Source organism: Falsarthrobacter nasiphocae (assembly GCF_031456275.1).
Classification (GTDB): domain Bacteria; phylum Actinomycetota; class Actinomycetes; order Actinomycetales; family Micrococcaceae; genus Falsarthrobacter; species Falsarthrobacter nasiphocae.
In genome coordinates this window covers 2,004,520-2,030,923 of record NZ_JAVDUI010000001.1, presented here as the reverse complement: position 1 = coordinate 2,030,923, position 26,404 = coordinate 2,004,520, and the positions used below count along the sequence as shown (strand labels likewise).

The 26,404-nt window shown below is 71.9% G+C and carries 23 protein-coding genes and 1 pseudogene; 6 read left to right on the top strand and 18 right to left on the bottom strand.

What is annotated here, in order from left to right:
• Window positions 1-61: 61 nt before the first annotated feature.
• The 5 genes from J2S35_RS09150 to ffh form a co-directional block, all read right to left on the bottom strand.
• Entirely contained in the window at window positions 62-301 is a 240-nt protein-coding gene (locus J2S35_RS09150; RefSeq protein WP_309852538.1) for an RNA-binding protein, read from the bottom strand.
• 5 nt (window positions 302-306) lie between these two features.
• On the bottom strand, window positions 307-726 hold the full coding sequence (gene rpsP / locus J2S35_RS09145; protein WP_309852535.1) for a 30S ribosomal protein S16: 420 nt from the start codon (window positions 724-726) through the stop codon (window positions 307-309).
• A gap of 153 nt (window positions 727-879) precedes the next feature.
• Window positions 880-2,088 (bottom strand): hypothetical protein, encoded by a 1,209-nt coding sequence (locus tag J2S35_RS09140; RefSeq protein WP_309852532.1) that lies wholly within the window; start codon window positions 2,086-2,088, stop codon window positions 880-882.
• A 26-nt stretch (window positions 2,089-2,114) separates the two neighbouring features.
• Window positions 2,115-2,657, bottom strand: coding sequence for a hypothetical protein (locus J2S35_RS09135; protein ID WP_309852530.1), 543 nt, complete (start codon window positions 2,655-2,657; stop codon window positions 2,115-2,117).
• A gap of 2 nt (window positions 2,658-2,659) precedes the next feature.
• Window positions 2,660-4,228 carry a signal recognition particle protein gene (gene ffh, locus J2S35_RS09130; RefSeq protein WP_309852527.1) on the bottom strand — a complete coding sequence of 523 codons (1,569 nt, stop codon included), beginning with the start codon at window positions 4,226-4,228 and terminating at the stop codon, window positions 2,660-2,662.
• A 133-nt stretch (window positions 4,229-4,361) separates the two neighbouring features.
• On the opposite strand from ffh, the gene J2S35_RS09125 reads away from it, so the two are divergent.
• Window positions 4,362-5,849, top strand: a complete 1,488-nt coding sequence (locus J2S35_RS09125) for a glucose-6-phosphate dehydrogenase (RefSeq protein ID WP_309852525.1) — start codon at window positions 4,362-4,364, stop codon at window positions 5,847-5,849.
• A 156-nt stretch (window positions 5,850-6,005) separates the two neighbouring features.
• Window positions 6,006-7,244: an MFS transporter gene (locus J2S35_RS09120; RefSeq protein WP_309852522.1), complete on the top strand. Its 1,239-nt coding sequence runs from the start codon at window positions 6,006-6,008 to the stop codon at window positions 7,242-7,244.
• Here J2S35_RS09120 and ftsY read toward each other — a convergent pair.
• The 6 genes from ftsY to coaD form a co-directional block, all read right to left on the bottom strand.
• Window positions 7,234-8,322, bottom strand: coding sequence for a signal recognition particle-docking protein FtsY (gene ftsY, locus J2S35_RS09115; protein ID WP_380083476.1), 1,089 nt, complete (start codon window positions 8,320-8,322; stop codon window positions 7,234-7,236). The genes J2S35_RS09120 and ftsY overlap by 11 nt on opposite strands.
• 32 nt (window positions 8,323-8,354) lie before the next feature.
• The gene (gene smc, locus J2S35_RS09110; RefSeq protein WP_309852519.1) at window positions 8,355-11,840 is read right to left on the bottom strand and encodes a chromosome segregation protein SMC; all 3,486 of its coding nucleotides are present in this window, start codon (window positions 11,838-11,840) and stop codon (window positions 8,355-8,357) included.
• Window positions 11,841-11,844: 4 nt separating this feature from the next.
• Complete coding sequence (gene rnc / locus J2S35_RS09105; protein WP_309852517.1) at window positions 11,845-12,534, bottom strand: ribonuclease III; 690 nt, start codon at window positions 12,532-12,534, stop codon at window positions 11,845-11,847.
• Window positions 12,535-12,544: 10 nt separating this feature from the next.
• Window positions 12,545-12,748, bottom strand: a complete 204-nt coding sequence (rpmF, locus tag J2S35_RS09100; protein WP_309852515.1) for a 50S ribosomal protein L32 — start codon at window positions 12,746-12,748, stop codon at window positions 12,545-12,547.
• Between the two features lie 34 nt (window positions 12,749-12,782).
• Window positions 12,783-13,349 carry a YceD family protein gene (locus J2S35_RS09095; protein WP_380083473.1) on the bottom strand — a complete coding sequence of 189 codons (567 nt, stop codon included), beginning with the start codon at window positions 13,347-13,349 and terminating at the stop codon, window positions 12,783-12,785.
• A 178-nt stretch (window positions 13,350-13,527) separates the two neighbouring features.
• Complete coding sequence (gene coaD / locus J2S35_RS09090; protein ID WP_309852512.1) at window positions 13,528-14,004, bottom strand: pantetheine-phosphate adenylyltransferase; 477 nt, start codon at window positions 14,002-14,004, stop codon at window positions 13,528-13,530.
• A 74-nt stretch (window positions 14,005-14,078) separates the two neighbouring features.
• On the opposite strand from coaD, the gene J2S35_RS09085 reads away from it, so the two are divergent.
• A complete protein-coding gene (locus J2S35_RS09085; protein WP_309852509.1) occupies window positions 14,079-15,314 on the top strand; it encodes an aminotransferase class I/II-fold pyridoxal phosphate-dependent enzyme in 1,236 nt (411 codons plus the stop codon).
• Window positions 15,311-16,102 (top strand): spermidine synthase, encoded by a 792-nt coding sequence (locus tag J2S35_RS09080; protein ID WP_309852506.1) that lies wholly within the window; start codon window positions 15,311-15,313, stop codon window positions 16,100-16,102. The genes J2S35_RS09085 and J2S35_RS09080 overlap by 4 nt, the downstream gene beginning before the upstream one ends.
• On the opposite strand, the pseudogene rsmD reads toward J2S35_RS09080, so the two are convergent.
• From rsmD to J2S35_RS09065, 3 genes and pseudogenes are all read right to left on the bottom strand, one after another.
• Window positions 16,099-16,734: pseudogene (rsmD, locus tag J2S35_RS09075) on the bottom strand (16S rRNA (guanine(966)-N(2))-methyltransferase RsmD); the annotation flags it as partial. The gene J2S35_RS09080 and the pseudogene rsmD overlap by 4 nt on opposite strands.
• Before the next feature lie 142 nt (window positions 16,735-16,876).
• Window positions 16,877-19,207 carry an ATP-dependent DNA helicase RecG gene (locus J2S35_RS09070; protein WP_309852503.1) on the bottom strand — a complete coding sequence of 777 codons (2,331 nt, stop codon included), beginning with the start codon at window positions 19,205-19,207 and terminating at the stop codon, window positions 16,877-16,879.
• Window positions 19,204-20,292 (bottom strand): DAK2 domain-containing protein, encoded by a 1,089-nt coding sequence (locus J2S35_RS09065; RefSeq protein ID WP_309852500.1) that lies wholly within the window; start codon window positions 20,290-20,292, stop codon window positions 19,204-19,206. Before J2S35_RS09065 ends, J2S35_RS09070 begins: the two co-directional genes overlap by 4 nt.
• A gap of 239 nt (window positions 20,293-20,531) precedes the next feature.
• Here J2S35_RS09065 and J2S35_RS09060 point away from each other — a divergent pair, with 239 nt between their 5' ends.
• On the top strand, window positions 20,532-21,593 hold the full coding sequence (locus J2S35_RS09060; RefSeq protein WP_309852498.1) for an LCP family protein: 1,062 nt from the start codon (window positions 20,532-20,534) through the stop codon (window positions 21,591-21,593).
• Window positions 21,590-22,048, top strand: a complete 459-nt coding sequence (locus J2S35_RS09055; protein ID WP_309852495.1) for a DUF3515 family protein — start codon at window positions 21,590-21,592, stop codon at window positions 22,046-22,048. Before J2S35_RS09060 ends, J2S35_RS09055 begins: the two co-directional genes overlap by 4 nt.
• 18 nt (window positions 22,049-22,066) lie before the next feature.
• On the opposite strand, the gene J2S35_RS09050 is transcribed toward J2S35_RS09055, so the two are convergent.
• The 4 genes from J2S35_RS09050 to murA all read right to left on the bottom strand — a co-directional run bounded on the left by J2S35_RS09050 (window position 22,067) and on the right by murA (window position 26,345).
• Complete coding sequence (locus J2S35_RS09050) at window positions 22,067-23,212, bottom strand: D-alanine--D-alanine ligase family protein (protein ID WP_309852492.1); 1,146 nt, start codon at window positions 23,210-23,212, stop codon at window positions 22,067-22,069.
• Window positions 23,209-24,219, bottom strand: a complete 1,011-nt coding sequence (locus J2S35_RS09045) for an NAD(P)H-dependent glycerol-3-phosphate dehydrogenase (protein WP_309852490.1) — start codon at window positions 24,217-24,219, stop codon at window positions 23,209-23,211. Before J2S35_RS09045 ends, J2S35_RS09050 begins: the two co-directional genes overlap by 4 nt.
• Window positions 24,216-24,932 carry a lysophospholipid acyltransferase family protein gene (locus J2S35_RS09040; RefSeq protein WP_309852487.1) on the bottom strand — a complete coding sequence of 239 codons (717 nt, stop codon included), beginning with the start codon at window positions 24,930-24,932 and terminating at the stop codon, window positions 24,216-24,218. Before J2S35_RS09040 ends, J2S35_RS09045 begins: the two co-directional genes overlap by 4 nt.
• Window positions 24,933-25,022: 90 nt before the next feature.
• Window positions 25,023-26,345, bottom strand: a complete 1,323-nt coding sequence (gene murA / locus J2S35_RS09035; RefSeq protein ID WP_309852484.1) for a UDP-N-acetylglucosamine 1-carboxyvinyltransferase — start codon at window positions 26,343-26,345, stop codon at window positions 25,023-25,025.
• Between the last annotated feature and the right edge of the window lie 59 nt (window positions 26,346-26,404).

The following is a 26,404-nucleotide window of genomic DNA, read 5'->3' as shown; positions in this document are numbered from 1 at the left end:
TCCTGTAAACACGAACGTCCCGCAGGCCGGGAAGACCTGCGGGACGTTCACAGCGCGAGGATCAGCGCCGGCGGTCTGTGTCGACGATATCCACGCGGACACCGGACCCGTTGAGCGCGTTGGCCACGGTCCGCAGCGCCGAGGCGGTGCGGCCCTGACGGCCAATGACGCGGCCCAGGTCCTCCGGGTGGACGCGGACCTCGTAGAGGCCGCCGCGCCGGTTCTCCTTGTGCGTCACGGAGACGCGCTCAGGCGAATCGACGACGCCCTTGACGAGATGGTCCAGCGCTTCGACGAGCATGAGGATCAGGCCTCGGAGGCTTCTGCACCCTCGGCAGCGGGGGCCTCTTCATTCGAAGCGGCCTCAGCCTTGGGCTCGGCCTTGGCGGGAAGGATGACGGAGTCCTTCTCAGGCGCGACGAACGCCTGCTTCTCCGTCTTGCCCTTGAGGGTACCCTCGGCGCCAGCCTCGCCCTTGAACTTCTGCCAGTCGCCCGTGATCTTGAGGAGGGCGGCAACCTGCTCGGTCGGCTGAGCGCCGACGCCGAGCCAGTACTGAGCGCGGTCCGAGTTGATCTCGATGAACGAGGGCTCCTCGGTGGGGTGGTACTTGCCGATCTCCTCGATGGCACGGCCATCGCGCTTGGAGCGCGAGTCCATGACGACAACGCGGTAGAACGGGGCGCGCATCTTGCCCATGCGCTTGAGGCGAATCTTAACGGCCACTTAGTGGACACTCCTTGGTTTGATGACCGTCTCCGCTGGGCATGTCCGTGGGGCGAACCGCCGTCTCGGGAGACGAAGACGTGGACTGTCCGCAGAGAGAGGGGCTGCGGATTCCAAGTACCGTCCTATTGTGCCAGATTCCGCGCCCGCATCCTACTCGGACGCGGTTGACCGGCGCGCCCTGACGAACTGGGCCGCCCGGACCCCCTGGACAACGGCGGCCGCCGCGAAGATCGCGCCGAGGATGATGAGGCCGATCCGCGGGACGGAGTCGAAGACAGCGAACGCGAGCCAGAGGCTCAGGACCCCCAGCAGGGCGAAGACGAGCGTGCGGGCCACGGACGGGGCGGCACTGGCCTCCCGCTCCTCGACGACGCGCGGCGCGGCGCGCACCGCCTCCTCCTCAGGCGCGCCATGCGCACGGAGCTCCTCGACCTCGGCGCTCGCAGAGCGGATCGTCCTCGCGCCCTCGAGATTCTCGGCCCGCCCCGGGTGCTCCGCAAGGCGCACGGCCCGCCCCGGCAGGCGCGCGGCCGTCAGGACCGACTCGACGATCGCAAGGTCCGCCGCAGACGACCACAGCTCGCGGGCGTCAGAGGGGACGTCCACGGCCGGGTTGCTCTCCAGCTCCGCCACCAGCGGCGCCGCGGATCGCAGGCGCTCAAGGGTCTCGTCCCAGACACGCGTGACCTCCGCGCCCGCCGGGAACGAGCGCAGAGGGCTCGTCTCGGCGAACCATGTGAAGCCCACCTCGTGGACGGGCTCCCCGAGCGTCCGGCCGGGCAGGAAGAGCCGCACGAGCGTCGCGAGAGGGGTCGTGTAGACGAAGGCGGACGGAGAATCGAGCACAGGCAGCCGGGACGCGTCGACGCCACCATCCACGAGGGCCGTCTCGCAGCCGCCCCGCGAGACGAGGTGGACGTCCTGAAACGTCACTGCGGACAGGCGACTGGCCCACTCGTGACCCACGCGGCCCACGGCCACGCTGCGAGCCTCCCGGAAGACGAGGTCCCGGGCCGCCTCGGCGTCCTCGATGTCCTCGAACTCCTCGACGTCGACGGAACCCTCCACGAGCTTCGTCACGTAGACGATCTGAGCGCCCGTGGCCCGGGAGATGCGCGTGAGCAGCGCCTTGAGGTCGGCGGTGTTCGCGAGACGCCCGTCGGCGTCGGCCGTGAGGGCACTGTTGTCCGCGGTCCCGAGGACGAGATAGTTGAGCGCCGTGACGCCCCGCTCGTCCAACGGCGCATACTGGCCGGCCACCGCCCCGGCCTCCGTGAAGGCCTCCGCCACAGCCGCAGCCGCGGCCTCGCCTCGCTCGCCCTTGAACGTCACCATGACGTCGTAGAAGCACACATCCACTCGTACCAACCCCTGCTCGTCGCTCGTCAGCGTGTTCTCGATGTCTTGTACCGCGCGGCCCGGCTCATGTCCCGCGGGATCAGCGGGCCGAACGGCGCCGGGAGCGCCGGCATCATGCGCCTCCAGGAGCGCTCCTCCTGAAAGGCGACCTCGCCCCCTGCGCTCCATTCCACCACGCGGCCGAGCTCTGCGCCCTGGAGGGCCGCCGTCAGCGCGCCGCGCTCGAACTCCGGCAGTCGCGCGCTCAGCTCCTCCGGGCGGAAAGAGCGGACGACGACGCCGTGCCGCGGAGACTCCGCCACCGCGGCCTCCCGCAGCGTCCCGTCGAAGACGAAGACGCTCGCGCCGCTGGCGACGAACCGCACGGCGAGGAGATGCCCCACGGAGACATCGAGCCCGAAGGCGTCGACACACCACGCGGCCGCACTCGCGCGGGGCCCAGCCTCGCCGACGGGTCCCGCCGGAAGGGCCCAGGGGGCGTCGTCGGAATCCTCCGCGAGGCGGGCTCCCACGATCAGGCCGCGCGCCGCGCGCACGACGACGTAGACGGTGTCAGCGGGACGGACCACGGTCAGTTCTTGTCGAGGTACTTCTCGAAGCCCTTCGGCAGGCTGAGCTGCGAGGGATCGAACTCGCCCGCCTGGGCGCCGAACGAGGACCCGCTCTGCTGCTTCGGCGCTCCGGGGATCTCGCCCCGCTCCAGCGCGCGCCGCTCGGCGAGGGTCTTGGGCTTCTGCTTGGCTGCCTTCTTGGACTTCGCCGGCTGCTGCTTGCGCTTGCCAGGGCCGTGACCTCCCATGCCCGGGATGGCGCCGCCCTGGCCCTGGGCCATCTTGCGCATCATCTTCTGGGCCTGGGCGAACCGCTCCAGGAGGGCGTTGACGGCCGAGACGGACACGCCTGCGCCCTTGGCAATGCGGGCGCGGCGGGAGCCGTTGATGATCTTGGGGGCCACGCGCTCGTGCTTGGTCATCGAGCGGACGATGGCCTCGACGCGGTCGATCTCCTTCTCGTCGAACTGCTCAAGCTGCTGACGCATCTGGGCGGCGCCCGGCATCATCATGAGCATCTTCTTCATGGAGCCCATCTTGCGGATCTGCTGCATCTGCGCGAGGAAGTCCTCGAGGTTGAAGTCCTCCTGGTCCTCGAACTTCTTCTGCATGCGGGCGGCCTCGCCCTTGTCCCACGTGGCCTCCACCTGCTCGATGAGGGAGAGGACGTCGCCCATGTCGAGGATGCGGTTGGCCATGCGGTCCGGGTGGAACTGCTCGAAGTCCCCGATGCCCTCGCCGGTCGAGGCGAACATGATCGGCTTGCCCGTCACGTGCGCCACGGACAGGGCCGCGCCGCCGCGGGTGTCGCCGTCGAGCTTCGAGAGGACGACGCCCGTGAAGTCCACGCCCTCGTTGAACGCGAGAGCCGTGTTGACGGCGTCCTGGCCGATCATCGCGTCGATGACGAAGAGGACCTCGTCCGGCTGGATGGCCGCGCGGATGTCGGCGGCCTGCTGCATGAGCTCGGCGTCCACGCCGAGGCGGCCGGCAGTGTCGACGATGACGATGTCGTGGAGCTTCTGCTTGGCGTACTCGATGCCCTCGGCGGCGACGGCCACGGGGTCGCCCGTCGAGGCCTCGAACTCGCTCGAGACGCCCGGGTGCGGCGCGAAGACGGGCACCTGCGCGCGCTCGCCGTTGACCTGGAGCTGCTTGACGGCGTTGGGGCGCTGGAGGTCGCAGGCGACGAGGACGGGCGAGTGGCCCTGGCCCTTGAGCCACTTGGCCATCTTGCCTGCGAGCGTGGTCTTGCCCGCGCCCTGGAGGCCGGCGAGCATGATGACGGTCGGAGGGTTCTTGGCGAGGTTGAGGCGGCGCGTGTTGCCGCCGAGGATCCGCACGAGCTCGTCGTTGACGATCTTGACGACCTGCTGCCCCGGGTTCAGGGCCTGCGAGACCTCGGACCCGAGGGCACGCTCCTTGACGCGCGAGGTGAACTCGCGAACGACCGCGACGGCGACGTCAGCGTCGAGCAGCGCCCGCCGGATCTCGCGGACGGTGGCGTCGATGTCCGCCTCACTGAGCCGGCCTTTGCCGCGCAGGTTCTTGAACGTCTCGCTCAGGCGATCGGAAAGTGAAGTGAACACAGGAAGTCGCTGCCTCGGGATCGTAGTCGTAGATTGCGGAAAGTCCGACTCTCTAGGCTATCAAGTCGCTCTGCCCTGGCTGAGCACGGCCGGACGGGCGACACGCGACGGCGATCGTGGCAGAGTTGGGCCCGTGAATGAGCAGACTGCCACCTCCATCAGCCACGCCCGCCGCTCGAGCGCCGCCACGGCCCGAACGCTCCTCATCCTGGGCGCGTCCGGCGACCTCACCGGCCGGCTTCTCCTGCCCGGCTTCGCGGGCCTCCTCGGGTCCGGCAAAGTCCGCCCCGTCCGGCTCGCGGGCGCAGGCTCCTCGGGCTACGGAGAGGAGAAGTGGCAAGAGCGGGTGCGCTCCGTCTTCGCTGACGCTGAGCAGAAGGCGACGACGGAGGGCCGCGAGGTCCTGGAGCAGGTCCGCGCGTCGACGTCGTTCCACGAGGTCGACGTCACGGCGCCAGGCCAGCTGCGCTCCCTCATCGACTCCCTCGAGGGCCCCGTGGCCGTCTACTTCGCCCTTCCCCCGGCCGTCAGTGAGAAGGCGTGCCGCCTCCTCGTGGAGACCGGAGTGCCGGAGGGGACCCGGCTCGTCCTCGAGAAGCCCTTTGGCTCCTCCGCCCAGAGCGCGCGCGACCTCAACGCGATCCTCGCGCAGCTCGTCCCGGAGCGGGACGTGTTCCGGGTGGACCACTTCCTCGGCAAGGGCACCGTCTTCAACATCCTCGGCCTGCGCTTCGCGAACCGCCTCCTCGAGCCCGTGTGGTCCAACCTGCACATCGAGAAGGTGGAGATCTTCTTCGACGAGGACCTGGCCCTCGAGAACCGTGCCGGGTACTACGACAACGCCGGCGCGCTGCGAGACATGATCCAGTCCCACCTGCTCCAGGTCATGGCGCTGCTCGCCCTCAACGCCCCCGCCTCCCTCGGTGAGCGGAACCTCCGGGACCACATCGGCTCGCTCCTCCGCGCGGCCCGCGTCAAGCCCGGCTACGCCGAGACGACCAGGCGCGCCCGCTACACGGCCGGCGAGATCAACGGCAAGGCCATCCCCAGCTACACGGACGAGCCGGGCGTGGACCCCGCCAAGAACACGGAGACGCTCGCCGAGCTCGAGATCGAGATCAACAACATGCGCTGGGCGGGCGTGCCGTTCATCCTCCGCTCCGGCAAGGCGCTCGGGCGCCGCCGCAAGGAGGCGATGATCACGTTCAAGCCGGTCCCGCACCTGCCCACGGGCTTCCACGGCGTGGACGAGCCGACCCGCCTGCGGATCGGCTTCTCCCCCGAGACACTCCAGCTCGAGATCGACGTCAACGGCCCGGGCGACATCTTCACCCTGGACCGCGCCGTCCTCGCCACCGAGATGAACACGTCCAACCTCCTGCCGTACGGCGAGGTCCTGGACGGGGTTCTCGCAGGCGATCCGCTCCTGTCCGTGCGCGGGGACATCGCTGAGGACTGCTGGCGGATCGTCGAGCCCGTCCTCCATGCCTGGGAGGCCGGCGAGGTTCCGCTCGAGGAGTACCCCGCGGGCTCCCTCGGGCCCTCGTCGTGGCCCACGAGCTGCGACGGCGGCCAGCTGGGCGCGCCCGTCTCCTCGACCCCGCTCAAGCCGACCGTCTGACGCTCGGCACCGGCCCGCCGAGCCTCGCTGCGCGGATCGGGACGGACCCCCTCACGGTCTGCCCCCGGTTCTGGCGTATGCACCCCGCAATGTCGGTGGCACTCGCCAGAACCGGGGGCAAACGGCTTGGGGTGGGAGCGGAGTAGGGTTGAGGCCGTGCCCAAGCCCCCCGCCTTTTCTCCCCAGATGCGCGTCCTCCTCGCGTGCTCGTTCAGCGTGGCCCTCGGCTACGGCATCCTCGCGCCGGTCCTGCCGGTCCTGGCCCACTCGTACGGGGTGGATTACGCGCTGACCGGGCTCGTCGTCTCGGCGTTCTCGCTTGCGCGCCTCGTCTTCGCGACGACGGCCGCGAAGCTCGTCTCGGCCCGGGGCGAGGCCGTCATCTACACGACGGGGCTGCTCGTCGTCGCCGCCTCGACCCTTGGGGCGGCGTTCGCCCCCAGCTTCCCCCTCCTCGTCCTGCTGCGCGGGCTGGGCGGCGTGGGCTCGATCATGTTCACCATCGCCGCGTCCGGGCTGCTCATCCGCATCACGCCGCCGCACCTGCGCGGGCGGGCGAGCGCCGCGTTCGGCGGCGCATTCCTCGCGGGCAACATCGCGGGACCCTCCCTCGGCGGGCTCGTCGCGGGGCTCGGACTGCGCGCGCCCTTCATCATCTACACGTGCACGCTTCTCATCGCCGCGGGCCTCATGGCCTGGTCGCTGAGGCGGGAGCGCCGGCTCGCCGCGGCCGACCCGCGAGAGGCCAAGCCGGCCGCGGCTGCGGGGCTGGCCGTCCGCGAGGCCCTCGGCTCGCCCACGTACCGCGCCGTCATGCTCTCGAGCCTCGCGAACGGCCTGGCTGTCTTCGGCATCCGTGTGGCCCTGCTGCCGCTCCTCGCCCTGGCGGTGGCCGGGCACGGGTCCGCGGGCTGGGACCCGCTCGGCGGGCTCACGGGCACCCAGCTCACGGGCCTCGCCATGACCGCGTTCGCCCTCGGGACGTTCGTCACGCTGCCCGTGGCCGGTCGCCTCGCGGACTCGTGGGGCCGCCGGCGGCCCGCCCTCCTGGGCCTGACGGGCATCGCCGTGACCCTGGCCGTCATCGGCTGGGCCCCGAGTGCGAGCCTGCTCATCGCCGCCTCGCTCCTCGGCGGCGTCAGCGAGGCGATCCACAACCCCGCCGTCCAGGCGGCCCTCGCGGACACGCTGGGCGGCCGCCGTGGCGGATCGGCCCTCGCGGCGCCCCAGATGGCAGCGGACATCGGCGCCATTGTCGGTCCCGTCCTGGGCGGCTTCATCGCGGACCAGGCGGGGTTCGGCTGGGCGTTCAGCGCCGTCGCCGTCATGCCCCTGCTGGCCGCGCTTCTGTGGCTGCGCGCCAAGGAGGGGCCGGAGGCGGCCGTCAGCCGATAATCGCGTCGACGAACGCCTTGGGCTCGAACGGCGCGAGGTCGTCCGGACCCTCGCCGAGGCCGATGAGCTTGACCGGCACGCCGAGCTGGCGCTGGATGGACACGACGATGCCGCCCTTGGCCGAGCCGTCCATCTTGGTCAGCACGATGCCCGTGACGTTGACGACCTCGGAGAACACCTTGGCCTGGACGAGGCCATTCTGGCCCGTCGTCGCGTCGAGGACGAGGAGCACCTCGTCCACGGTGCGCGTCTTCTCGACGACGCGCTTGATCTTCCCGAGCTCGTCCATGAGCCCGGCCTTGTTCTGCAGGCGCCCGGCCGTGTCGATGAGGACGACGTCGACCTCCTCCTCGACGCCGCGGGCCACCGCGTTGTAGGCGACCGACGCGGGGTCCGCGCCCTCATGGGAAGACACCGTCTCGACGCCGACCCGAGCGCCCCACGTCGTGAGCTGCTCCGCTGCGGCGGCGCGGAACGTGTCCGCGGCGCCCAAGAGGACCTTCTTCTCCTCGGCGACGAGCACGCGCGCGATCTTGCCCACCGTGGTCGTCTTGCCCACGCCGTTGACGCCGACGACGAGCACCACCGCGGGCTTCGTCCCCGCCGTCTCCGTGGATACGGTGCGGTCCATGTCCGGGCCGACCATGCGCAGGAGCTCCTCGCGGAGCATCGCCTGGACCTCGCCCGGGTCCCGACTGCCGAGGACGGTCACGCGCTGCTTGAGCCGCTCGACGAGCTCCATGGACGCGGACGTGCCCATGTCGGCCAGGAGGAGGGTCTCCTCGATCTGGTCCCACACGTCCTCGTCGATCTTGTCGCTTGAGAGCAGGGCCAGGACGGCGCGGCCCATCGACGTGTTGGAGCGGACGAGCCTCGAGCGGAGCCGCTGAAGGCGCCCCGTGGCCTCGTCGGGCCGCTCGAGGGTGTCGACGGGCCCGAGGGGGCCGCGATCGTCGGGGTCCGTCGTCGTCTCATACCGGGGGCCGCGGCGCCGCCCGGCCACGAGGGCGAGCGTCACGCCGCCGAGGACGACGACGGCGGCCAGGGAGATCAGGATCATCATGAGGTACTGTTCCACCCCTCCACGATCCCACACCGGGACCGGCCAGGTCATCCGGCCTGGTCCTCGTCCTCCCGCTCGAGCCTCTGGCTCACGACGAGGGACACACCGTCCCCGCGCATGCTCACACCGTAGAGCGCATCGGCGACCTCCATGGTGCGCTTCTGGTGCGTGACGATGATGAGCTGGGACGTGTCCCGCAGCTCCCGGAAGAGGCCGATGAGGCGGCCCAGGTTGGCATCGTCGAGAGCCGCCTCGACCTCGTCCATGACGTAGAACGGGGACGGGCGGGCCTTGAAGATGGCCACGAGGAGGGCGATCGCGGTGAGGGACCGCTCGCCGCCCGAGAGGAGCGAGAGCCGCTTGACCTTCTTGCCTGCCGGGCGGGCATTGACCTCGAGGCCCGAGGAGAGGAGGTCGTCCGGGTCCGTGAGCACGAGGGAGCCCTCGCCGCCCGGGAAGAGCCGCGCGAAGACGCCCTCGAACTCGCGGGCTGTGTCCTTGAACGCGGAGGCGAAGACGCGCTCGATCGTCTCGTCGACATCCTTGATGATCGTCAGCAGGTCCCCGCGCGAGCCGCGCAGGTCCGCGAGCTGTCCCGCGAGATACGAGTGCCTCTGCTCGAGTGCGGCGAACTCCTCGAGGGCGAGCGGGTTGACCCGGCCGAGGGACTGCATGTCCTGCTGGGCCCGCTTGAGGCGCGCCGCCTGCTCGGTGCGGCTGAAGGCGCCACCGTCCTCGAGGGGGACGTCCGGCCCGAAACGGCGCACGAGCTCGTCCGGGCTGAGCCCCAGGTCCTCGAGGGCCCGGCGCTCCAGCTCCTCTCGCCGGCCCGACTCGTGCGTCAGGTGGGCCTCGCTCGTCGCCGTCTCCGACTCGAGCTGCGACAGGCGGTCTCTGAGCTCCCGGAGCGCGCGCTGGCGCTCCTCGGCCTCCCGGCGCGCGGCCGCGTGCCGCCCGCTCGCCTCGGTGTTCTCCGACTCCGCGACGCGGCGCGCCGCCTTGGCCCGCTCCAAGGCCTCCCCCGCGATCTCCGCGACGCGGGCCGCACGCGCCACGAGGATGCGTCGGCGGCGCTCGGCCCGGCGCTGAGTCTCGGCAGCCTTGCGGGCTCGGTCCAGGGTGGAGGCGAGGTCCTTGGCGCGGGAGGCGAGCGCGCGGGCCCGTTCGTCGGCGCCGCGGGCCGTCAGGGCGGACTCCGTGTGGGCGCGCGTCAGGGCCTCCGACTCGGCGCGGGCGTCGTCGGCTTTCGCGCGCAGGCTTTCGAGGGCCTCGCCGCCCTCCGCCTCTGACTGCGCCTCCTCGAGCACGCGGACGCGACGGTCCGCCTCGTCCTGGGAGGCGCGCAGCTCTGTCAGGCGGGCGGCCGACTGCTCGGCGGCTCGGTGGAGCTTCTCTGCGCGGGCGCGGGCCTGCTCGGCACTCTGCCGGGCGGCCCGGACGGCGGCGTCGCGGACAGCCTGCCGCGTCCGCTCCTCGGCGGCCTCGGCCTTCGCGGCGTCCTCCGCGGCGCGGGCCAGGCGCGCGGCCTCTTCGGCCTCGGCGACCGCGGCGGCGGCACGACGGGCGGCGTCGTCGGCCTCTGTGCGCTCACGCTCAGCGCGGGAGACGTGGGCGACGAGGTCGACTGCGTTGGCGCGCCCCTCGAGCGGGAGGGAACGCCCCGCTCGGGTCACGAGGACCCCCTCGCGCGTCACGGCGCGCCTCACCTCGGGATGCGCGGCGAGCGTCTCCAGGGCCAGGTCCTCGGTGGGAACGACGACGTCCCCCGCGAGCAGCGCGCCCAGCGACTCGCCCGCCGAGGCGTGCTCGGCAAGCGACGCCGCGGGGACGACCCCGTCCGGCAGCGAGTCCGGCAGCGCGGCTGTGGGGCGGATGGGCTCGCGCCAGACGATCCGGGAGCCCGGGTCCCGCGGAGACCCGAGCGGCGCCAGCGCGTCGTCGGCCAGGAGCGCCCCCAGGGCCGGCTCGAAGCCGGGCTCCACCGACAGCCCGTCCGCGAGGGGGTCCCCCGCGCCCGCGGACGGCCCGGACTCGGCCCCCATGCCCGCGAGGGTCTCCGTCAGGGTAGCCACGCGGGAGGCGAGGGAGGCCGCGTGGGAATCGGCCGCGCGGGCAGCGGCCCTCGCGTCGACAAGGGTCCCCTCGGCGGCGGCGCGGGCCGTGGCGGCCTCGGCGGGGTCGGGTGCGGACGCCGCCGGGGCGTCCGGCTGGGCCTCGGTCAGGTCCGCGAGGACCCGGTGGGCCTGCGTCTCCGCGGCGGCGGCATCCTCCGCGAGGGCCTGGGCGCGCTCGAGCTCGCTCCGTGCGGCCTGCGTGCGGCCCCCGAGGGTCTCGGCGGCGCCCCGGACGCGGAGCAGCTCCTCTCGGGCCTGCGCCTGCTCCCGCTGGCGGTGGGCCACGAGGGCCTCGGCGTCCCGGCGACGGGCCTCGGCCGCGCGGGCCGCTCCCCCGGCCTCGACCTCGGCGGCGCGGGCCTTCTCGGCGGCGGACTGAGCGGCGGCCGCGTCGTCGCGCGCCTCTGACAGCTGGGAGGCGAGGCGGGCGACCTCGGCGTCCGCGTCCTGGGCGCCCGTGGCGTTGTCGGGAGAGGCGAGGCTCGCCCCGCGCGTGCGGGCGAGCTCCAGCACCACGTGGAGGCGCTCGACCGCCCGGCGGGCGCCCTGAACGGCGCGCTGGGCCTCGTCGGCGCGTCGCTGGGCCTCCGCGAGGCCCTGCTGCTGGGCCGCTGCCTCGGCGGTCTGCGTCTCGATCGTGCCCGTGACGCTGGCGGCCTCCGCGAGGGCGGCCTCGCGCCTGGCCGCGGTCTGGGCCTCCTGCTGCCGCGCGCGGACGAGCTCGTCGGCTGCCAGGCGAGACTGCGCGTCCTTGAGCTCATACTGGATGTCCCGGGCGCGCCGGGCGACGCGCGCCTGACGCTCGAGGGGCTTGAGCGCGCGGGCCACCTCCCCCGTCAGGTCCGCAAGCCGGGCGAGGTTCGCGTCCGTGGACTGGAGCTTGCGGTAGGCCTTCTCGCGGCGGCGGCGGTGCTTGAGAACGCCGGCCGCCTCCTCGATGAGCCCCCGGCGGTCCTGGGCTGTGGCGTGGAGGACCCGGTCCAGCTGGCCCTGGCCGACGATGACGTGCATCTCCCGGCCCAGGCCCGAGTCGGAGAGGAGTTCCTGGATGTCGAGGAGGCGGCAGGGGCGGTCGTTGATCGAGTACTCCGAGCCGCCGCTGCGGAAGAGCGTGCGGGAGATCGTCACCTCGGTGTAGGCGATCGGCAGGGCGCCGTCCGTGTTGTCGATCGTCAGCGCAACCTGGGCACGCCCGAGGGCCGGCCGGGACGACGTGCCGGCGAAGATGACGTCCTCCATGGTCCCGCCGCGGAGGTTCTTGGCACCCTGCTCGCCCATGACCCACGCGAGGGCGTCCACGACATTGGACTTGCCGGAGCCATTGGGGCCGACAACGGCCGTGACGCCGCGCTCGAAGTCGAAAGTGGTGGCCGAGGCGAAGGACTTGAACCCGCGGACGGTCAGGCGCTTGAGGTGCATGGCGTCAGGCGCGGCGCTCTGGGTCCAACCGCTCCCACGCGTGCTCGGCGGCCGCGCGCTCGGCCTCCTTCTTGGAGCGCCCCGTTCCCGTGCCGTAGGCGGTGCCGCCGATGAGGACCTCGGCTGTGAACGTGCGCTGGTGGTCCGGGCCCTCGCCCTCGACCACGTAGACCACGGCGCCCATGCCGGCCTGGGCCGCATGCTCCTGGATGACGGTCTTCCAGTCCATGCCAGCGCCGATGGCGTCCTTGTCGTCCAGGAGGGGCGCGACGAGCCTGAGCACGAGGGCCTCTGCCTCGACAAAGCCGAGGCTCAGGTAGACGGCCCCGAAAATGGCCTCCATGGTGTCCGCGAGGATGGAGGTCTTGTCCCGCCCGGCGGTCTTGATCTCGCCTTCGCCGAGGAGAATGTGCTCGCCGAGGTCGATGGCGCGGGCCACGCGGGCCAGGGCCTTCGAGGAGACGACGGCGGCGCGCAGCTTGGCGAGCTCCCCCTCCGAGCGGTCAGGGAAGGACCGGTAGAGGAGGTTGGTGATGCTGAGGCCCAGCACCGAGTCCCCGAGGAATTCCAGGCGCTCGTTGTGCGGGCAGCCCCCGTGCTCGTAGGCATAGGAGCGGTGCGTCAGGGCAAGACGAAGCGTCTCGGTGTCAAGATTGACACCGAGACGCTTCGCAAGGTCTTCGTAAGACGTCACTCGTTCGCCTTTAGGCGTCGGCGACCTTGCGCCCCTTGTACTCGAAGTACAGCGCGGTGCCGGCCGAGTCGGTGACGACCTTGGCCTGGTGCGGGAGGCTGTAGGTGACGCGACCGTTCTCGACGGTCTTGACGAGGTTCGGCACGGCAGCCTTCCACTGCGAACGGCGTGCGCGAGTGTTGGAGCGAGACATCTTCCGCTTCGGAACAGCCACGGCTAACTCATTTCTCTAGAACGACTTGTGATTACTACGGTGCGGTGTCTGCGTGAGGATCGACGAGCTCGGTGAGCGCTGCCCACCGAGGGTCGATGATCTCGTGGCGGTGGTCCGGATCGTCGTCGAGACGCGCTCCGCACTCGGGGCAGAGCCCCGCGCAGTCTTCCCGGCACACAGGCTGGAAAGGCAGCGCCGAGACGACGGCGGTTCGCACCACCGGCTCGAGGTCGATCGACTCATCCACGACAAGGTGCTGCTCGTCCTCCTCGTCCTCAGCCGGGGCCGAGTCCTCGAAGTAGTAGAGCTCCTGGATGGGGACGTCGAGTTCGTAGTCGAGTGGATCGAGGCACCGACCGCACTCTCCCACGACATCCACGACGGCCGTGCCCGTGACGAGGATTCCCTCGTGCACCGACTCGAGCCTCGCCGTGAGGTCGAGGGGTGAACCTTCCTCGACACCAACCAACGCGACACCGAAATCCTTCGGGGTGGCCACCGTCTCGTGGATCTCTCGCGAGAAGCCAGGGCTCCGGCTGAGATCCTTGACGCTCAGGGTCAGAGCAGACGTGGAACGAGCGGCGTCAGCGCGCTGTGCCATTACCTTCTCCCTTCGCGTGAGGGACGAACGCCTCCCGGCGGCCCGTAGGGCAGCGGACGACATGCGTCATCAAACAGTGAACCAAGGTCTCAGTCTACCCGCTGGTGCCGCATGCGCCCAACTCTCACCCCGTGCGGCGCGCCGTGGGCTCACCGGGAGCGCCGACGGGCCCGCCTCGCTACCGGCGCTGGGTCAAGCGGCGGCCGACGACCCCGGGAACCATGGCCGAGACGTCGCCGCCGAGGAGGTGGACCTCCCGGACGATGGTCGAGGAGACGTGGGCGTGCCGCGGGTCGGCGGGGAGGAAGACGGTCTCCACGCCGCTGAGGTGCCGGTTCGTCACGGCCATGGGGACCTCGTAGTCGAGGTCGCTCCCGTTGCGCAGGCCCTTGACGATGGCCGCCGCGCCGGCGTCGTGGCAGAAGTCCGCGAGCAGGGTACCCGGAGGCATGGCCATCACGCTGACGCCGTCGAGGCCCCGGAAGACCTCCTCCGCCATCTCGAGCCGCTCCTCGAGGGTGAACAGGTGCTTCTTCGAGAGGTTCGCGGCCACGGCCACGACGACGTCGTCGAAGAGGGAGGCCGCTCGGGTGATGACCTCTACGTGGCCGGAGTGGAGGGGGTCAAAGGAGCCGGGGCAGACTGCGCGTCGCATGAGGCCAACGCTATCCGATCCCGCCACCGCGTAGCCTGAAGGGGCCCACGCCGCCCACCCCGAGGAGAGACCCCATGACCGTGCGCGCGTCGTTCGACCCCGCCGATCCCCCGTGGCTGCGCGCGAGCGCCGGGGCCGGCCTCCTCGGCCCCGACGGGCGCCCCGGCCCCACGGTCTTCGAGCGGATCGGGGCGGCCGCCGCCGAGCACGGGGCCATCAACCTGGGCCAGGGCTTTCCTGACGAGGACGGCCCCGCCTGGCTCCTGGAGTCCGCCGCGCGCGCCATCGCGGACGGCCGGAACCAGTACGCGCCGGGCATCGGCCTCCCCGCGCTCCGCGAGGCCGTCGCGGCGCACCAGCACCGCTGCTACGGCCTTGAGCTGGACCCTGGCGCGGGCGTCCTCGTCACTGCTGGCGCCACGGAGGCCATCGCGGCCGCGCTCCTCGCGTTCGTCGAGCCCGGGGACGAGGTCATCACCTTCGACCCGTCGTACGACGAGTACGGCGCCCTGGTCGCCCTCGCGCGCGGCACTCACGTCCGCGTCCCCCTCGAGTCCGACGGCGATCGCCTGCGGCTGCCCGTGGACGCCGTGACGGCGGCGTTCGGCCCGCGCACGCGCGTCGTCGTCCTCAACGACCCCCACAACCCCACCGGGACGCAGTTCACGGACGCCGAGCGCGAGCTCCTCGTGACGCTCGCGGAGCGGCACGGGGCGCTCATCGTCACGGACGAGGTCTACGAGCACCAGTGGTTCGCGCGGCCGCACGCGCCGGCCGCCGCCGTCCCCGGGGCGTTCGAGCGGACGCTCTCCGTCTCCAGCGCGGGCAAGACGTTCTCCGTCACGGGCTGGAAGACGGGGTGGATCACGGGCCCGCCCGAGCTCATCCAGCGCGTGCGGGCCGTCAAGCAGTACCTCAGCTTCTGCACGAGCGAGCCGTACCAGCTCGCGGTCGCCGGCGCCCTCGAGGACGACCGGGGCTGGATCGAGGACGCCCGCCGCGGGCTCGAGGCCAAGCGCACGCGCGTCCTCGGCGGCCTGGAGGCCTCCGGGTGGCGCACCCTGACGCCGGAGGGCACGTTCTTCATCCTCGCGGAGCCCCCTGCCTGGCTCGCCTCCGCCGACGACCCCCGGGCCGGGGAGACCGCGGCCCTCGCCCTGCCCGCCTCCACCGGGGTCGCGGGCATTCCGACGACGGCGTTCATGCCGCCGGGCTCGGACGTGTTCGGCCGCTCCGTGCGCTTTGCGTTCTGCAAGACGCCGGACGTGCTCGACACCGCGATGCAGCGTCTGAAGAAGGCCGCACCGTGAGCCGCGCGCGCTCCATCCGGCTCAGCCTGACGGACGCCCACGCGGAGATCGTCGAGGACACGCTCGTCGAAGGCGCCGAGATCCTCGTCATCGGCGGCCGCGAGCAGTCTCACGTGGATGTCGCTGACCCCTCGCACATCTTCTACGCCTACCTGGACCGCCTGCGGAACGGGGTCGAGGAGTTCTTCCCGGCCGCCGAGCCGCTGCGGATCGCCCACGTCGGCGCCGGCGCCCTGACCCTGGCCCGCGCTCTCGAGGCCACGCGCCCGGGCAGCGAGCACGTGGCGGTGGACGTCGAACCCCGGCTCGTGCCCTTCGTCCTCGAGCACCTCCCCTTCGCGGGCCGGCTGAGCGTCATCGCGGAGGACGGTCTCGCCTGGGCCGAGGCCGCCGCCTCCCGCGGGGAGCGGGCGGACCTGGTCGTCGTCGACATCTTCACGGGCCAGGACTCCCCCGCGCACCTCGCGAGAGCTGAGTACTACTCGCTGCTGAGGCGGCTGCTCGACGATCGGCACGGCGGGCTCGTGGCGGTGAACCTCGGGGACGACCCGCCGCTGGACTTCACGCGCGCGCAGCTCGGCCACCTACGGGAGGCGTTCGGGGACGAGTCCGCCGTGGTCCTCGCGACCGAGACGGAGATGCTCTCTCGGCGCGTGCCGGGGAACTCGATCGCCCTCGCCTCCCCCGCCGGCTTCCCGCCGGACTTCGAGGCGCGGTGGGCGGCGCGAGGCCCCCACCCGGGGATCGCCGCGCGCGGGCTCGCGCTCGACGAGGCGTTCGGCTTCTAGCGCTCGGCCGGGTCGCTCTCACCGGACGGGTGCTCGCTCGGCTCGGCGCCAGGCGTCTCGATGGCCTCGGTGGCCTCGAGGTAGAAGACGGTCGTCTCGCCGTAGGTCTTGACGGCCTCGCAGGTGAGGCCTGCGGGCCACTGCGGCTCGCCAGTGCGCTTGCCGCGCTCGACGACGACGGTGCCGCCGGGGGCGAGCGCCGCGGCGACGGGCTCGAGGACGGCGGTGAGCTGCTCATTCGGGACGTCGTAGGGCGGGTCCACGAGGACGAGGTCGAGGCCCGGGGCAAGCGAGCGCACGTGGGACTCGACCTTGGCCCGGGAGACCTTCGCGCGAGCCCCGGGCAGCTTGGAGGTCACGGCGCGAGCGTTCTGCTGGCAGACTCGGGCCGCGCCGGCGTGGGACTCGACGAGCTCCACAGAGGCCGCACCGCGGCTCAGGGCCTCCAGCCCGAGCGCGCCCGATCCCGCGTACAGGTCGAGGACCTCGGCCCCCGCGAGGACGCCGTAGGACTCGAGCCTGGAGAAAATCGCCTCCTTGACCCGGTCCGTCGTGGGGCGCGTCCCCGCGCCGGGGACTGAGGTGAGCCGGAGCCCTCCGGCGGCGCCGGCGATGATGCGAGACACGGTGGCTCCTTGAGACTGAGGTTGGGAAGGACGGGACCATCTTACGGGCCGGGGCCCGGGACGTCGCGAGGGGCGGTGCGGGAGACGGCGCGAAGGAGCGGTGCCGGGCCACCCTGGGCCGGGCTGCCGGGGCCGGCCTCCGGGAGCGCTACCCGCGGTCGAGGAACGCGGCCCGCTCCTCCCCGAGGCGCTCGGAGATGAGGCGTGCGAGCCCCGGCGCCTCGGACAGCTCCGGGTCCTCGCCCACGAGCCGCACGGCCTCGTCCCGCGCCGCCGCGATGATGGCGCCGTCCCGCCCCAAGGACAGGAGTCTCAGCGTGCGGCGCGTCCCGGACTGGGCCGTGCCGAGGATGTCGCCCTCGCGCCGCAGCCGCACGTCCGCCTCCGCGAGCGCGAACCCGTCCGTGGTCGCCGCCACGGCCTCGAGGCGCTCCCGGCTGGGGTGTCCGGGCTCGAGGCGCGTGACGAGGAGGCAGGTGCCGCCGTGCTGGCCTCGGCCGACTCGGCCCCGGAGCTGGTGGAGCTGCGAGATGCCGAACCGCTCGGCGTCGAGAATGATCATGAGGGTCGCGTTGGGGACGTCGACGCCCACCTCGACGACCGTCGTCGCGACGAGCGCCCCGACCTCGCCTGAGGCGAACGCTCGCATGGCCTCGGCCTTGTCCTCGGGGTGCTGGGCGCCGTGGAGCATCCCCACGCGGTGCGGGCCGAGGACGCGCTCGGCCTCGAGCCAGGCGGCGGTCTCCTCGACGCTGGTGGAGCCGGTCTCGGCCTCGTCGGCGTTCGCGCCCCTGCCGGACGACCCGCGCCCGCCCGCCGTGTGACCCGCTCGGCCCGGTGAGCCCGCTGAGCCCGTGCCGTCCGTGTCGTCCCCGCCGATCCGCGGCGCAACGACGAAGACCTGCCGCCCCCGGTCCAGCTCCTCCCGGGCCCGGGACCAGATGCGCCCCTCCCACGCGGGGTGCTCGGCGAGAGGGACGACGTGCGTGGCGATGGGAGAGCGCCCCGACGGCAGGCCCTCAAGGGTGAGGATCTCCAGGTCCCCGAAGACACTCATGGCGACCGAGCGCGGAATGGGCGTGGCCGTCATGACGAGCATGTGCGGCGGGTGCTCGGCGCTCTGGCGCAGCGCGTCGCGCTGCTTCACGCCGAACCGGTGCTGCTCATCCACGACGACGAGGCCGAGCTCCGCGAACGTCACCCCCTCCGAGAGGAGTGCGTGGGTGCCGACGACGATGCCAGCGCTGCCGGAGGCCGCCTGGAGAAGGGCCTCGCGGCGCGCCGCGGTGGGCATGGAGCCGGTCACGCACACCACGCGCACGCCGCCGTCGCCCGCGTCAAAGACCGTGCCCTCCTCAGAGAGGGGGCCCAGGAGGGACCGGATGCTCGCGGCGTGCTGGGAGGCGAGGACCTCCGTGGGGGCGAGGAAGACGGCCTGGCCGCCCGCGTCCACAACATGGAGCATGGCGCGCAGGGCCACAACCGTCTTGCCCGAGCCGACCTCCCCCTGGAGGAGGGCGTTGAGCGGGCTCGAGCCAGCCAGCGCCTCGGCGATGCGCGCGCCCGCCGCTGCCTGGCCGGGGGTCAGGCTGAAGGGCAGCGCGGCGTCGAACCGCTCGAGGAGACCACCGGGGACCGGGGGACGCGGCACGGCCAAGCGGGTGCTCGCCGCGTGGCGGCGCTGCGCGAGGGCCGTCTGGAGGACGAAGGCCTCCTGCCAGCGCAGGCGCGCGCGGCCTGGCGCCGCGTCCTCGGGCACACGGGGCCGGTGGACACGCAGGTACGCCTCTGCGAGGCCGACGAGCCCCTGGCGCTCGCGGACGTCCGCGGGAAGGGGGTCCTCGACGGCTGTCCCGAGCCCGTCGACGGCGGGGAGGCCGGCGTCTGCGACCGAGCCCTCCCGGGCCCCGCTGCCCGGGAGGTCACGCTCGGGACCCTCATCCCCGAAGACGTCCGGCATGCCGAGGCTCGCGAGGACGAGGGCCACGGCGCGCTCGATGGCGTGGCTCGTCAGCCCGGACGTCGCCGGATAGATGGGGACGGCCCCGAGACGCTCCGCCTCCTCCTCCGAGCTGAGCGCGGCGAACTTGGGGCTCTTGAGCGTGATCCGCCCCTGGTACAGCGAGGTCTTGCCGCTGAGAAGGCCCAGCGCCCCGACCTCCAGGCCGCTGTGCGCACGGTGGTGTCCGAAGAGGGAGAACGCGAGCTCGGTCTCGCCGTCCGTGACGACGACCTCCGTGATGCTCCCCTTGCGCGTGTGCAGGCGCCGCGAGGACACCGCGACGATCTCGGCGACGAACGAGACGTCCGCGTCCACGGGCAGCTCCGTGAGACTCGAGCGCTCCCCCAGGGCCACATAGCTGCGGGGGAGCCAGTCCAGCAGCTCGCCGGCCGTGCTCGCGCCGATCTCCTTCTCCACCGCGGACGCCATGCGGGCGCCGAGGATCTCCTTGAGCGGGCGGTCCAGCCCAGCGCTCACCGCTCCGGGTCCTCGAGGCTCGAGATCGTCACGTCCCCCGGCGCGCCGGCCTCCGCAACGATGTCGAGAATCGTCTCGGGGGCGTCGGCATGGGCATGCACCCGCCACAGCAACGGATCCATGCCCGCGGCATCCGCGCGGTCCAGGGGCGAGACCATGACGCTCTCGGCCGCCTCGTCGAGAGCGGCGCGGGCCATCGCCATGTCAAGGGGCGTGGCCACGACCGTGCAGACCACCTCCACACCAGACTCCCCACCAGTGGGACACGACGATCCGCGGGCCTCGACCACGCTCTGCTCGCTCGTCTCAAGCCCCGGAAGGGAACGGACGGCGTCCTCGCGGAACGGCTCGCCCGTGAGGACAGAGCGGAGCGCCTCGATGACGACGAGGAGACCGGCGGCCCCGGCGTCGATCACGCCGAAGCGAGCCAGAGCCTCCGAGCCGTTGAGCGTGGCCGCGACCGCGCGGCGAGCCGCGTCCGCCTGCGCCTCCACGAGGCTGAGCAGGGACCGGACGCTGCCGCCCTCGGGGGCGGGAACGGCCGCCATGGCCGTCAGAATGTCGAAGACGCTCGCTGGGGCGCGCTCGGAGACGGCGCTCGCGGCACGGACCTCGGCCGCGGTGACGGCCGCAGACCAGGACGGGGCGTCGAGGCGGCGGACGCCCTCGAGGTGGTGGGCCAGGCTCGCCAGGAGGACCACGAGCACGGTGCCCGAGTTGCCGAGCGCCCGCCGGCCCGCGGCCTGGGCCGCGATCTGCAGGCGGCTGCCCCACGTCTCCGGGTCTGTGGGGGCGGGAGCGGCCGGGGCGCGGGCGGGCTCAGGCGCCTGGGACGGGGCTCGATCCGGCGCCAGCCCGCCGTCGTCGGCCGAGGAGGCACGGGCGACCGCGGAGGCGAGGGGCTCGACGCAGGCGCGCACCGTGGCCAAGAGGTTGGAGCCGGTGTCCCGGTCCGCAACGGGAAAGACGTTGATGTGGTTGATGAGCGACTCGAAGCGCTCGAGCCAGCGAGCGCTCTCCACGAGCCACGCGTCAACGTGCCGAGGCCCCGGCAGCGAGCGAAGACCGTCCGCCGAGCGATCCATTCGAGCCTCCCTCTCCTGACGACGCCCAGCGGCGGGCGCACTCACACCGAACCTATCAGGAGGAGCACCGACTCCAGTCAATCGTCAGAATAACTTGCTACATTCTTTCGAGATGACCTGCGGGAGGCAGTCCCCCACGTCGCTCACTCCGAACGACCCGCGCGGGCGCACGTCCCCGCGCCGTCCCCGGGGGCCGCGGCGAGGGCCTCCCCGTGAACCACAGGAAACGGATCCACCCCATGCCAGAGAACCTCGACTCGCCCCGCCCGACCGCCCGCCGGGCCGCCAAGCCCCGTCGCCGTCGCCGCGGCGTCTGGATCACCCTCGGCGCCCTCGGGCTCATCATCGCGATCCTCGTGGGCGTCGCCGCGGTCTGGCTCAACGGCCTGAAGAACTCCTTTGAGTCCAAGTCCAGCGTCATAGAGAACGTCTTCCCCGACGAGTCCTCACGCCCCCCGAAGTCCGCGGACGGGTCCACGAACATCCTCCTCCTCGGCTCCGACAAGCGCCCCACGCCCGTTGACCCCAAGGTCGCCGTGCCAGGCGGCGGCGCGGACCAGCGCAGCGACTCGATCATGCTCGTCAACATCTCGGCGGACCGCAAGCACGTCAGCGTCATCAGCGTCATGCGCGACCTCTGGGTCCCCATCCCGGGCCACGGGGAGAACAAGGTCAACGCCGGCTACGCGCTCGGCGGATACAAGCTCGAGGTCCAGACGCTCGAGCAGCTCCTCCAGACGCGGATCGACCATGTCGCGGAGATCGACATGGCCTCCTTCGAGGCCCTCGGCAATGCGATGGGCGGCCTCGACGTCTACGTGGAGAAGGAGACCACGCTCTCCCACCTGGACGGCACCGTCCTCAAGCCGGGCATGACTCACATGGACGGCAGGCTCGCCCTCGCCTTCAGCCGGGAGCGCTACGCGTATGCCGACGGCGACTACCAGCGCGTGCGCAACCAGCACGCCGTCATGAGCGCCATCCTGAAGAAGCTCATGTCCAAGGAGACGCTCTCCAGCCCGAGCAAGATCAAGGACATCACGGACCTGACGAGCCCGTACGTCTCCCATGACCCGCAGTTCGACTTCGCCACGATCAGCCGCCTCGGGTTCGAGCTGCGGAACGTGCGCGCCGGCGACGTGAAGTTCGCGACCATGCCCACGGCTGGCACCGGCTGGTCCAAGGACGGGCAGTCGATCGTCCTCGTGGACGAGAAGGGCCTCGCCTCCCTGCGGACGGCCCTCAAGGACGATAAAGTGGCAGCCTGGCTCACCACGTCCGACAACCACGAGAAGCCATGAGACTCCGACACGTCACCCTCGCCCTCCTCGCCGCGCTGCCCCTGACGGGGTGCGCCTCCGCTGTCGTCACGACGGCGGCGCCTGCGGCCAACAATCCCCTCTGTGCGAGCGCGATGCTCAAGACCCCCGAGACGATCTCCGGGCGCGACCGGCGGGACACGACCTCACAGGGCAACACGGCGTACGGGGACCCCGCGGACATTGTCGTTCGGTGCGGCGTGGACGCGCCCGGGCCCACGAGCCAGAAGTGCCTCGCGGTGGACGGGGTGGACTGGCTTGTCGTGGAGGAGCAGCACCCAGGGCAGTCGCCGTCCCACACGTGGCGGGCCACGACCTACGGAACCGAGCCCACCCTCGAAGTGGTCTTCAACGCGGACACGATGCCCTCCTCGGATGTCCTGCCCACCCTGAGCGCGGCCGCGGGCGCGCTGGAGAAGAAGCGCTCCTGCCAGTAGGGGCAGCGCCCGAAGGTGTCAGCGGAGGCCGACGGGCCGCGAGAGGGCGAGGTCCAGCAGCTCGGAGACGAGCTCCGGGTAGGTGAGTCCCGTACGTCCCCAGAGGGCCGGGTACATGCTGATCGGGGTGAACCCGGGCATCGTGTTGATCTCATTGATGACGAACCGGCCGTCCTCCGTGAGGAAGAAGTCCACGCGGGACAGGCCCTCGCCGTCGAGCGCGTCGAAGGCCTCGATGGCCAGGGCCCGCACGGCCTCGACCGCCTCCACCGGCATCTCCGCCGGGCAGGAGAGGCGGGCGGCGTCGTTCTCAATGTACTTCGCGGCGAAGTCGTAGAAGTTGTGGGCTCCGGCCTCGTCCACGGCGATCTCGCCGGGCAGGCTCGCCCGCGTGGGCTCGGTGCCGCGGCCGCCGAGGACGGCGACCTCGATCTCGCGCCCGCGGATGCCCTGCTCGACGACGACCTTCGGATCGTGGTTCCGGGCCTCCTCGATGGCGGCGCGGAGGCCGCCCGCGTCCTCGACGCGCGTGATGCCCTGGGAGGAGCCGGCGCGGGCCGGCTTGACGAAGAGCGGGTACTCAAGGCCCTCCAGGCCGGCTATGGCCGCCTCAGGGTCCCTCCGCCACGCCTTGTCCGTGATGACCGCGTACGGCCCCACCTCGAGCCCGGCGCCGAGGAAGAGGCGCTTCATGAAGTCCTTGTCCATGCCCGCGGCCGACGTCAGCACGCCCGCGCCGGCATACGGCACGCCGACGAGCTCAAGGAGCCCCTGGACGGTGCCGTCCTCGCCCCACGGTCCGTGGAGGATCGGGAAGACGACGTCGACGACGCCGAGCGAGGAGTACGCCCCGTCCCGCATGAGGAGCAGCTCGCGGCTGCCCGCCACGGGCGAGAACGCCACGCGGTCCTCCCCAGGCCGGACTTCAGGCAGGGGCGCGCCGGGCGCGAAGCTGTAGTCGAGCCCCTCCGCGTCCACGAGCGTCCACTCGCCGCTGCGCGTGATGCCGACGGCGAGGACGTCGAACCGAGAGCGGTCGATGGCCCGGAGGACGCTCACGGCGCTGACGCAGGAGACGGAGTGCTCGCTCGAGACGCCGCCGAAGAGGACGAGGACGGTCCGGCGGTCTCCGGCCTGCGAGGATTCGTGGGGGTTCTGGGTCACAGCTCGCCTTCCGACGTCAAGTCTCGTCCCATGAGCCGTGCGCCCATGTCGTTCACCGCGAGACGTCCTTCCACGACGTCGACGACGGCCTGGGTGATGGGCATCCGCACATCGTATTGAGCCGCCAATTCTGCCACGGCGGCCGCCGACTTCACGCCTTCGGCGACCTGCGACATCCGCTCGGCCACCTCGTCCGGCGTCAGCCCCTCGGCCAGAAGCCGTCCGGCCGTGTTGTTGCGGGACAGCCGCGAGGAGCATGTGGCCACGAGATCGCCCATCCCAGCGAGGCCGGCCAGCGTGGGGCCGAGCCCGCCGAGGGCGAGGGCGAGGCGCATGGTCTCGGCGAGGCCGCGCGTCATGATCGAGGCCTTGGAGTTGTCCCCCACGCCGAGCCCGTCGCACATCCCCACAGCCACAGCGATGATGTTCTTGACGACCCCGCCGACCTCGACGCCGACGACGTCCGTGTTGGTGTAGGGCCGGAAATAGGGGGCCGTGCACAGTTCGGCGATCCGCGCGGCCACGAGGGGGTTGGCGGCGGCCACGACGGAGGCGGTGGGCTGGCGGTCCACGATCTCGCGGGCCAGGTTGGGCCCGGACACGACGGCGATCCGCTCAGGGGACAGTCCGAGCGACTCCGCGAGGACCTGGGACATCCGCAGGTGCGTCCCCCGCTCCAGGCCCTTCATGAGGGAGACCACGATGGCATCGGGCTCGAGCGCGCCGGCGACGCGCTCCATGAGCGCGCGGGCGGACTGGGAGGGCACGGCGACGACGACGACGCTGGCGCCCCGGACGGCCGCCGCCGGATCGGTCGTGGCCGTCATGCGCTCGGAGAGCTCCACGTCCGGGAAGTACTCCCGGTTGAGGTGGCGCTCGTTGATCTCGGCCGCGACGGTCTCGCGCCGCGCCCACAGGGTGACGAGGGTGTCCTCGCGGGCGTCGGTCAGGATCTTGCCGAAGGCGGTGCCCCAGGAGCCGCTGCCGAGGATGGCGACGCGGGTCACGAGGCGGCCTTCCTCGGGTCGAAGCGCACAGCGGGCGGGGCCTCACCGCGGATGTCCGCGAGCTGTGCCGTCAACGCGGACATGATGCGCTCGGTAGCCTCCATGAGGGTGGCCTTGGTGATCGGCTGGTCCCGCAGGTCGCTGAGGTCCACGGCGGGCCCCGCCTGGACCGTCACGGGAGGCCGGAAGCGCTTCGGGATCTTCGTGCCGCCCCTCGTCGGCAGGACCATCTGGTCCCCCCAGTGGGCCACGGGCACCACGGGCGCGCCCGTGGCCAGGGCGAGGCGGGCCGCGCCGGTGTAGCCGCGCATGGGCCACAGGCCCGGGTCTCGCGTCAGGGTGCCCTCCGGGTAGACAATGAGAGCCTCGCCGCCGGCGACGATCTCGCGCGCGATGTCGATGGCCCGCCCCGCGTCCTGCGTGCCGCGGAAGACCGGAACCTGGTTTGAGCGGCGCATGATCCATCCGACGAGGGGCCACCCGAACATGGACTTCTTGGCCATGAAGTGCGGCATCCGGCCAGTGTCCAAGACGAAGTGCCCCACGAGGAGCGGGTCCACCTGCGTCACGTGGTTCGAGACGACGATGACGCCGCCCTCCCCGGCCAGGTGCTCCTGCCCCTTCCACGTGATGTCGAACGTGCCCTTGAGGAACGGGATGACGACGGCGGCCGTGCCGCGGATAGTCCGTTTGACGCTGTTCGCTGTGGCCACTGGGATCACGCTTCTCTCAGAGGTTCATGCCCGCCGAGAACGCGGCGGGCCGCCCCGGATGTCCCGGAGCGGCCCAACCATGCTCTCATGTCAGAGTGCTTCGACGTCGAAGTCCGCGCCGAGTCCGCGCAGCTTCTCCTCGAACCGCTCGTAGCCGCGGTTGATGATCTCGATGCCCGTGACGCGGGACGTGCCCTCGGCGGCGAGCGCCGCGATGAGGTGGCTGAAGCCGCCGCGGAGGTCCGGGACGTCGATGTCCGCGCCCGAGAGCTTGCTGGGCCCGGAGATCACGGCGGAGTGGAGGAAGTTGCGCTGGCCGAAGCGGCACGGGATGGACCCGAGGCACTCGCGGTGGACCTGGATCGTGGCCCCCATGCGGCGCAGGGCCTCCGTGAAGCCGAACCGGTTCTCGTAGACGGTCTCGTGGACGATCGAGACGCCGTCGGCCTGGGTGAGCGCCACGACGAGCGGCTGCTGCCAGTCCGTCATGAAGCCCGGGTGCACGTCCGTCTCCAGCACGAGCGGGTTGAGCTCGCCGCCGGGGTGGTAAAAGCGGATGCCGTCGTCGTCGACCTCGAATTCTCCGCCGACCTTCCGGAAGGTATTGAGGAAGGCCGTGAGGTCCTGCTGGTCCGCACCCTCGACGTAGATGTCGCCGCGGGTGACGAGCGCGGCCGAGGCCCACGAGGCGGACTCGTTGCGGTCCGGGAGCGCGCGGTGGTTGTAGCCGCGCAGGGCGGGAACGCCCTCGATGCGGATGACGCGGTCCGTCTGGACCGTGATGATGGCACCCATCTTCTGGAGCACGGCGATGAGGTCGAGGATCTCCGGCTCCACGGCCGCGCCCTTGAGCTCGGTGATGCCCTCGGCGCGGGTCGCCGTCAGGAGGACCTGCTCGGTGGCGCCGACAGACGGGTACGGCAGCTCGAGCTTGGCGCCCTTGAGGCCGTTCGGCGCGGTGATCAAGATGCCGTCCGGGGTCTTGTCCACGACGGCACCGAACTGGCGCAGGACCTGGAGGTGGTAGTCGATGGGGCGGTCGCCGATCTTGCAGCCGCCGAGGTCCGGGATGAAGGCCTCGCCGATCGCGTGAATGAGCGGGCCGCAGAAGAGGATCGGGATGCGCGAGTCCCCCGCGTGCGTGTTGATCTCGGCGCTCGTGGCGCTCTTGGCCTTCGTGGGGTCCATGTACAGGTCCCCGGTCTCCGGGTCCTTGGTGACATCCACGCCGTGAATGCGGAGCAGGCTCGTGACGACGTCAACGTCCTTGATCTCAGGCACGTTGCGCAGGGTGGACGGGGTGTCCCCCAGGAGGGCTGCAACCATTGCCTTGGGCACGAGGTTCTTCGCGCCCCGGACGCTCACTGTGCCGCGGAGGGCCTTGCCGCCGCGGATCGTCAATACGCTAGCCATTGCTCGGGGTACTTCCTAACGTGTGCTGAGGGGGGATCGGGCACGCCTCACGCGGCGCG

Coding starts and splice junctions, on each gene's coding strand:
- J2S35_RS09060 (WP_309852498.1), top strand. CDS start 20,532: ATGCCAGAGAACCTCGACTCGCCCCGCCCGACCGCCCGCCGGGCCGCC.
- J2S35_RS09085 (WP_309852509.1), top strand. CDS start 14,079: ATGACCGTGCGCGCGTCGTTCGACCCCGCCGATCCCCCGTGGCTGCGC.
- J2S35_RS09150 (WP_309852538.1), bottom strand. CDS start 301: ATGCTCGTCGAAGCGCTGGACCATCTCGTCAAGGGCGTCGTCGATTCG.
- J2S35_RS09055 (WP_309852495.1), top strand. CDS start 21,590: ATGAGACTCCGACACGTCACCCTCGCCCTCCTCGCCGCGCTGCCCCTG.
- murA (WP_309852484.1), bottom strand. CDS start 26,345: ATGGCTAGCGTATTGACGATCCGCGGCGGCAAGGCCCTCCGCGGCACA.
- J2S35_RS09065 (WP_309852500.1), bottom strand. CDS start 20,292: ATGGATCGCTCGGCGGACGGTCTTCGCTCGCTGCCGGGGCCTCGGCAC.
- J2S35_RS09095 (WP_380083473.1), bottom strand. CDS start 13,349: ATGGCACAGCGCGCTGACGCCGCTCGTTCCACGTCTGCTCTGACCCTG.
- smc (WP_309852519.1), bottom strand. CDS start 11,840: ATGCACCTCAAGCGCCTGACCGTCCGCGGGTTCAAGTCCTTCGCCTCG.
- coaD (WP_309852512.1), bottom strand. CDS start 14,004: ATGCGACGCGCAGTCTGCCCCGGCTCCTTTGACCCCCTCCACTCCGGC.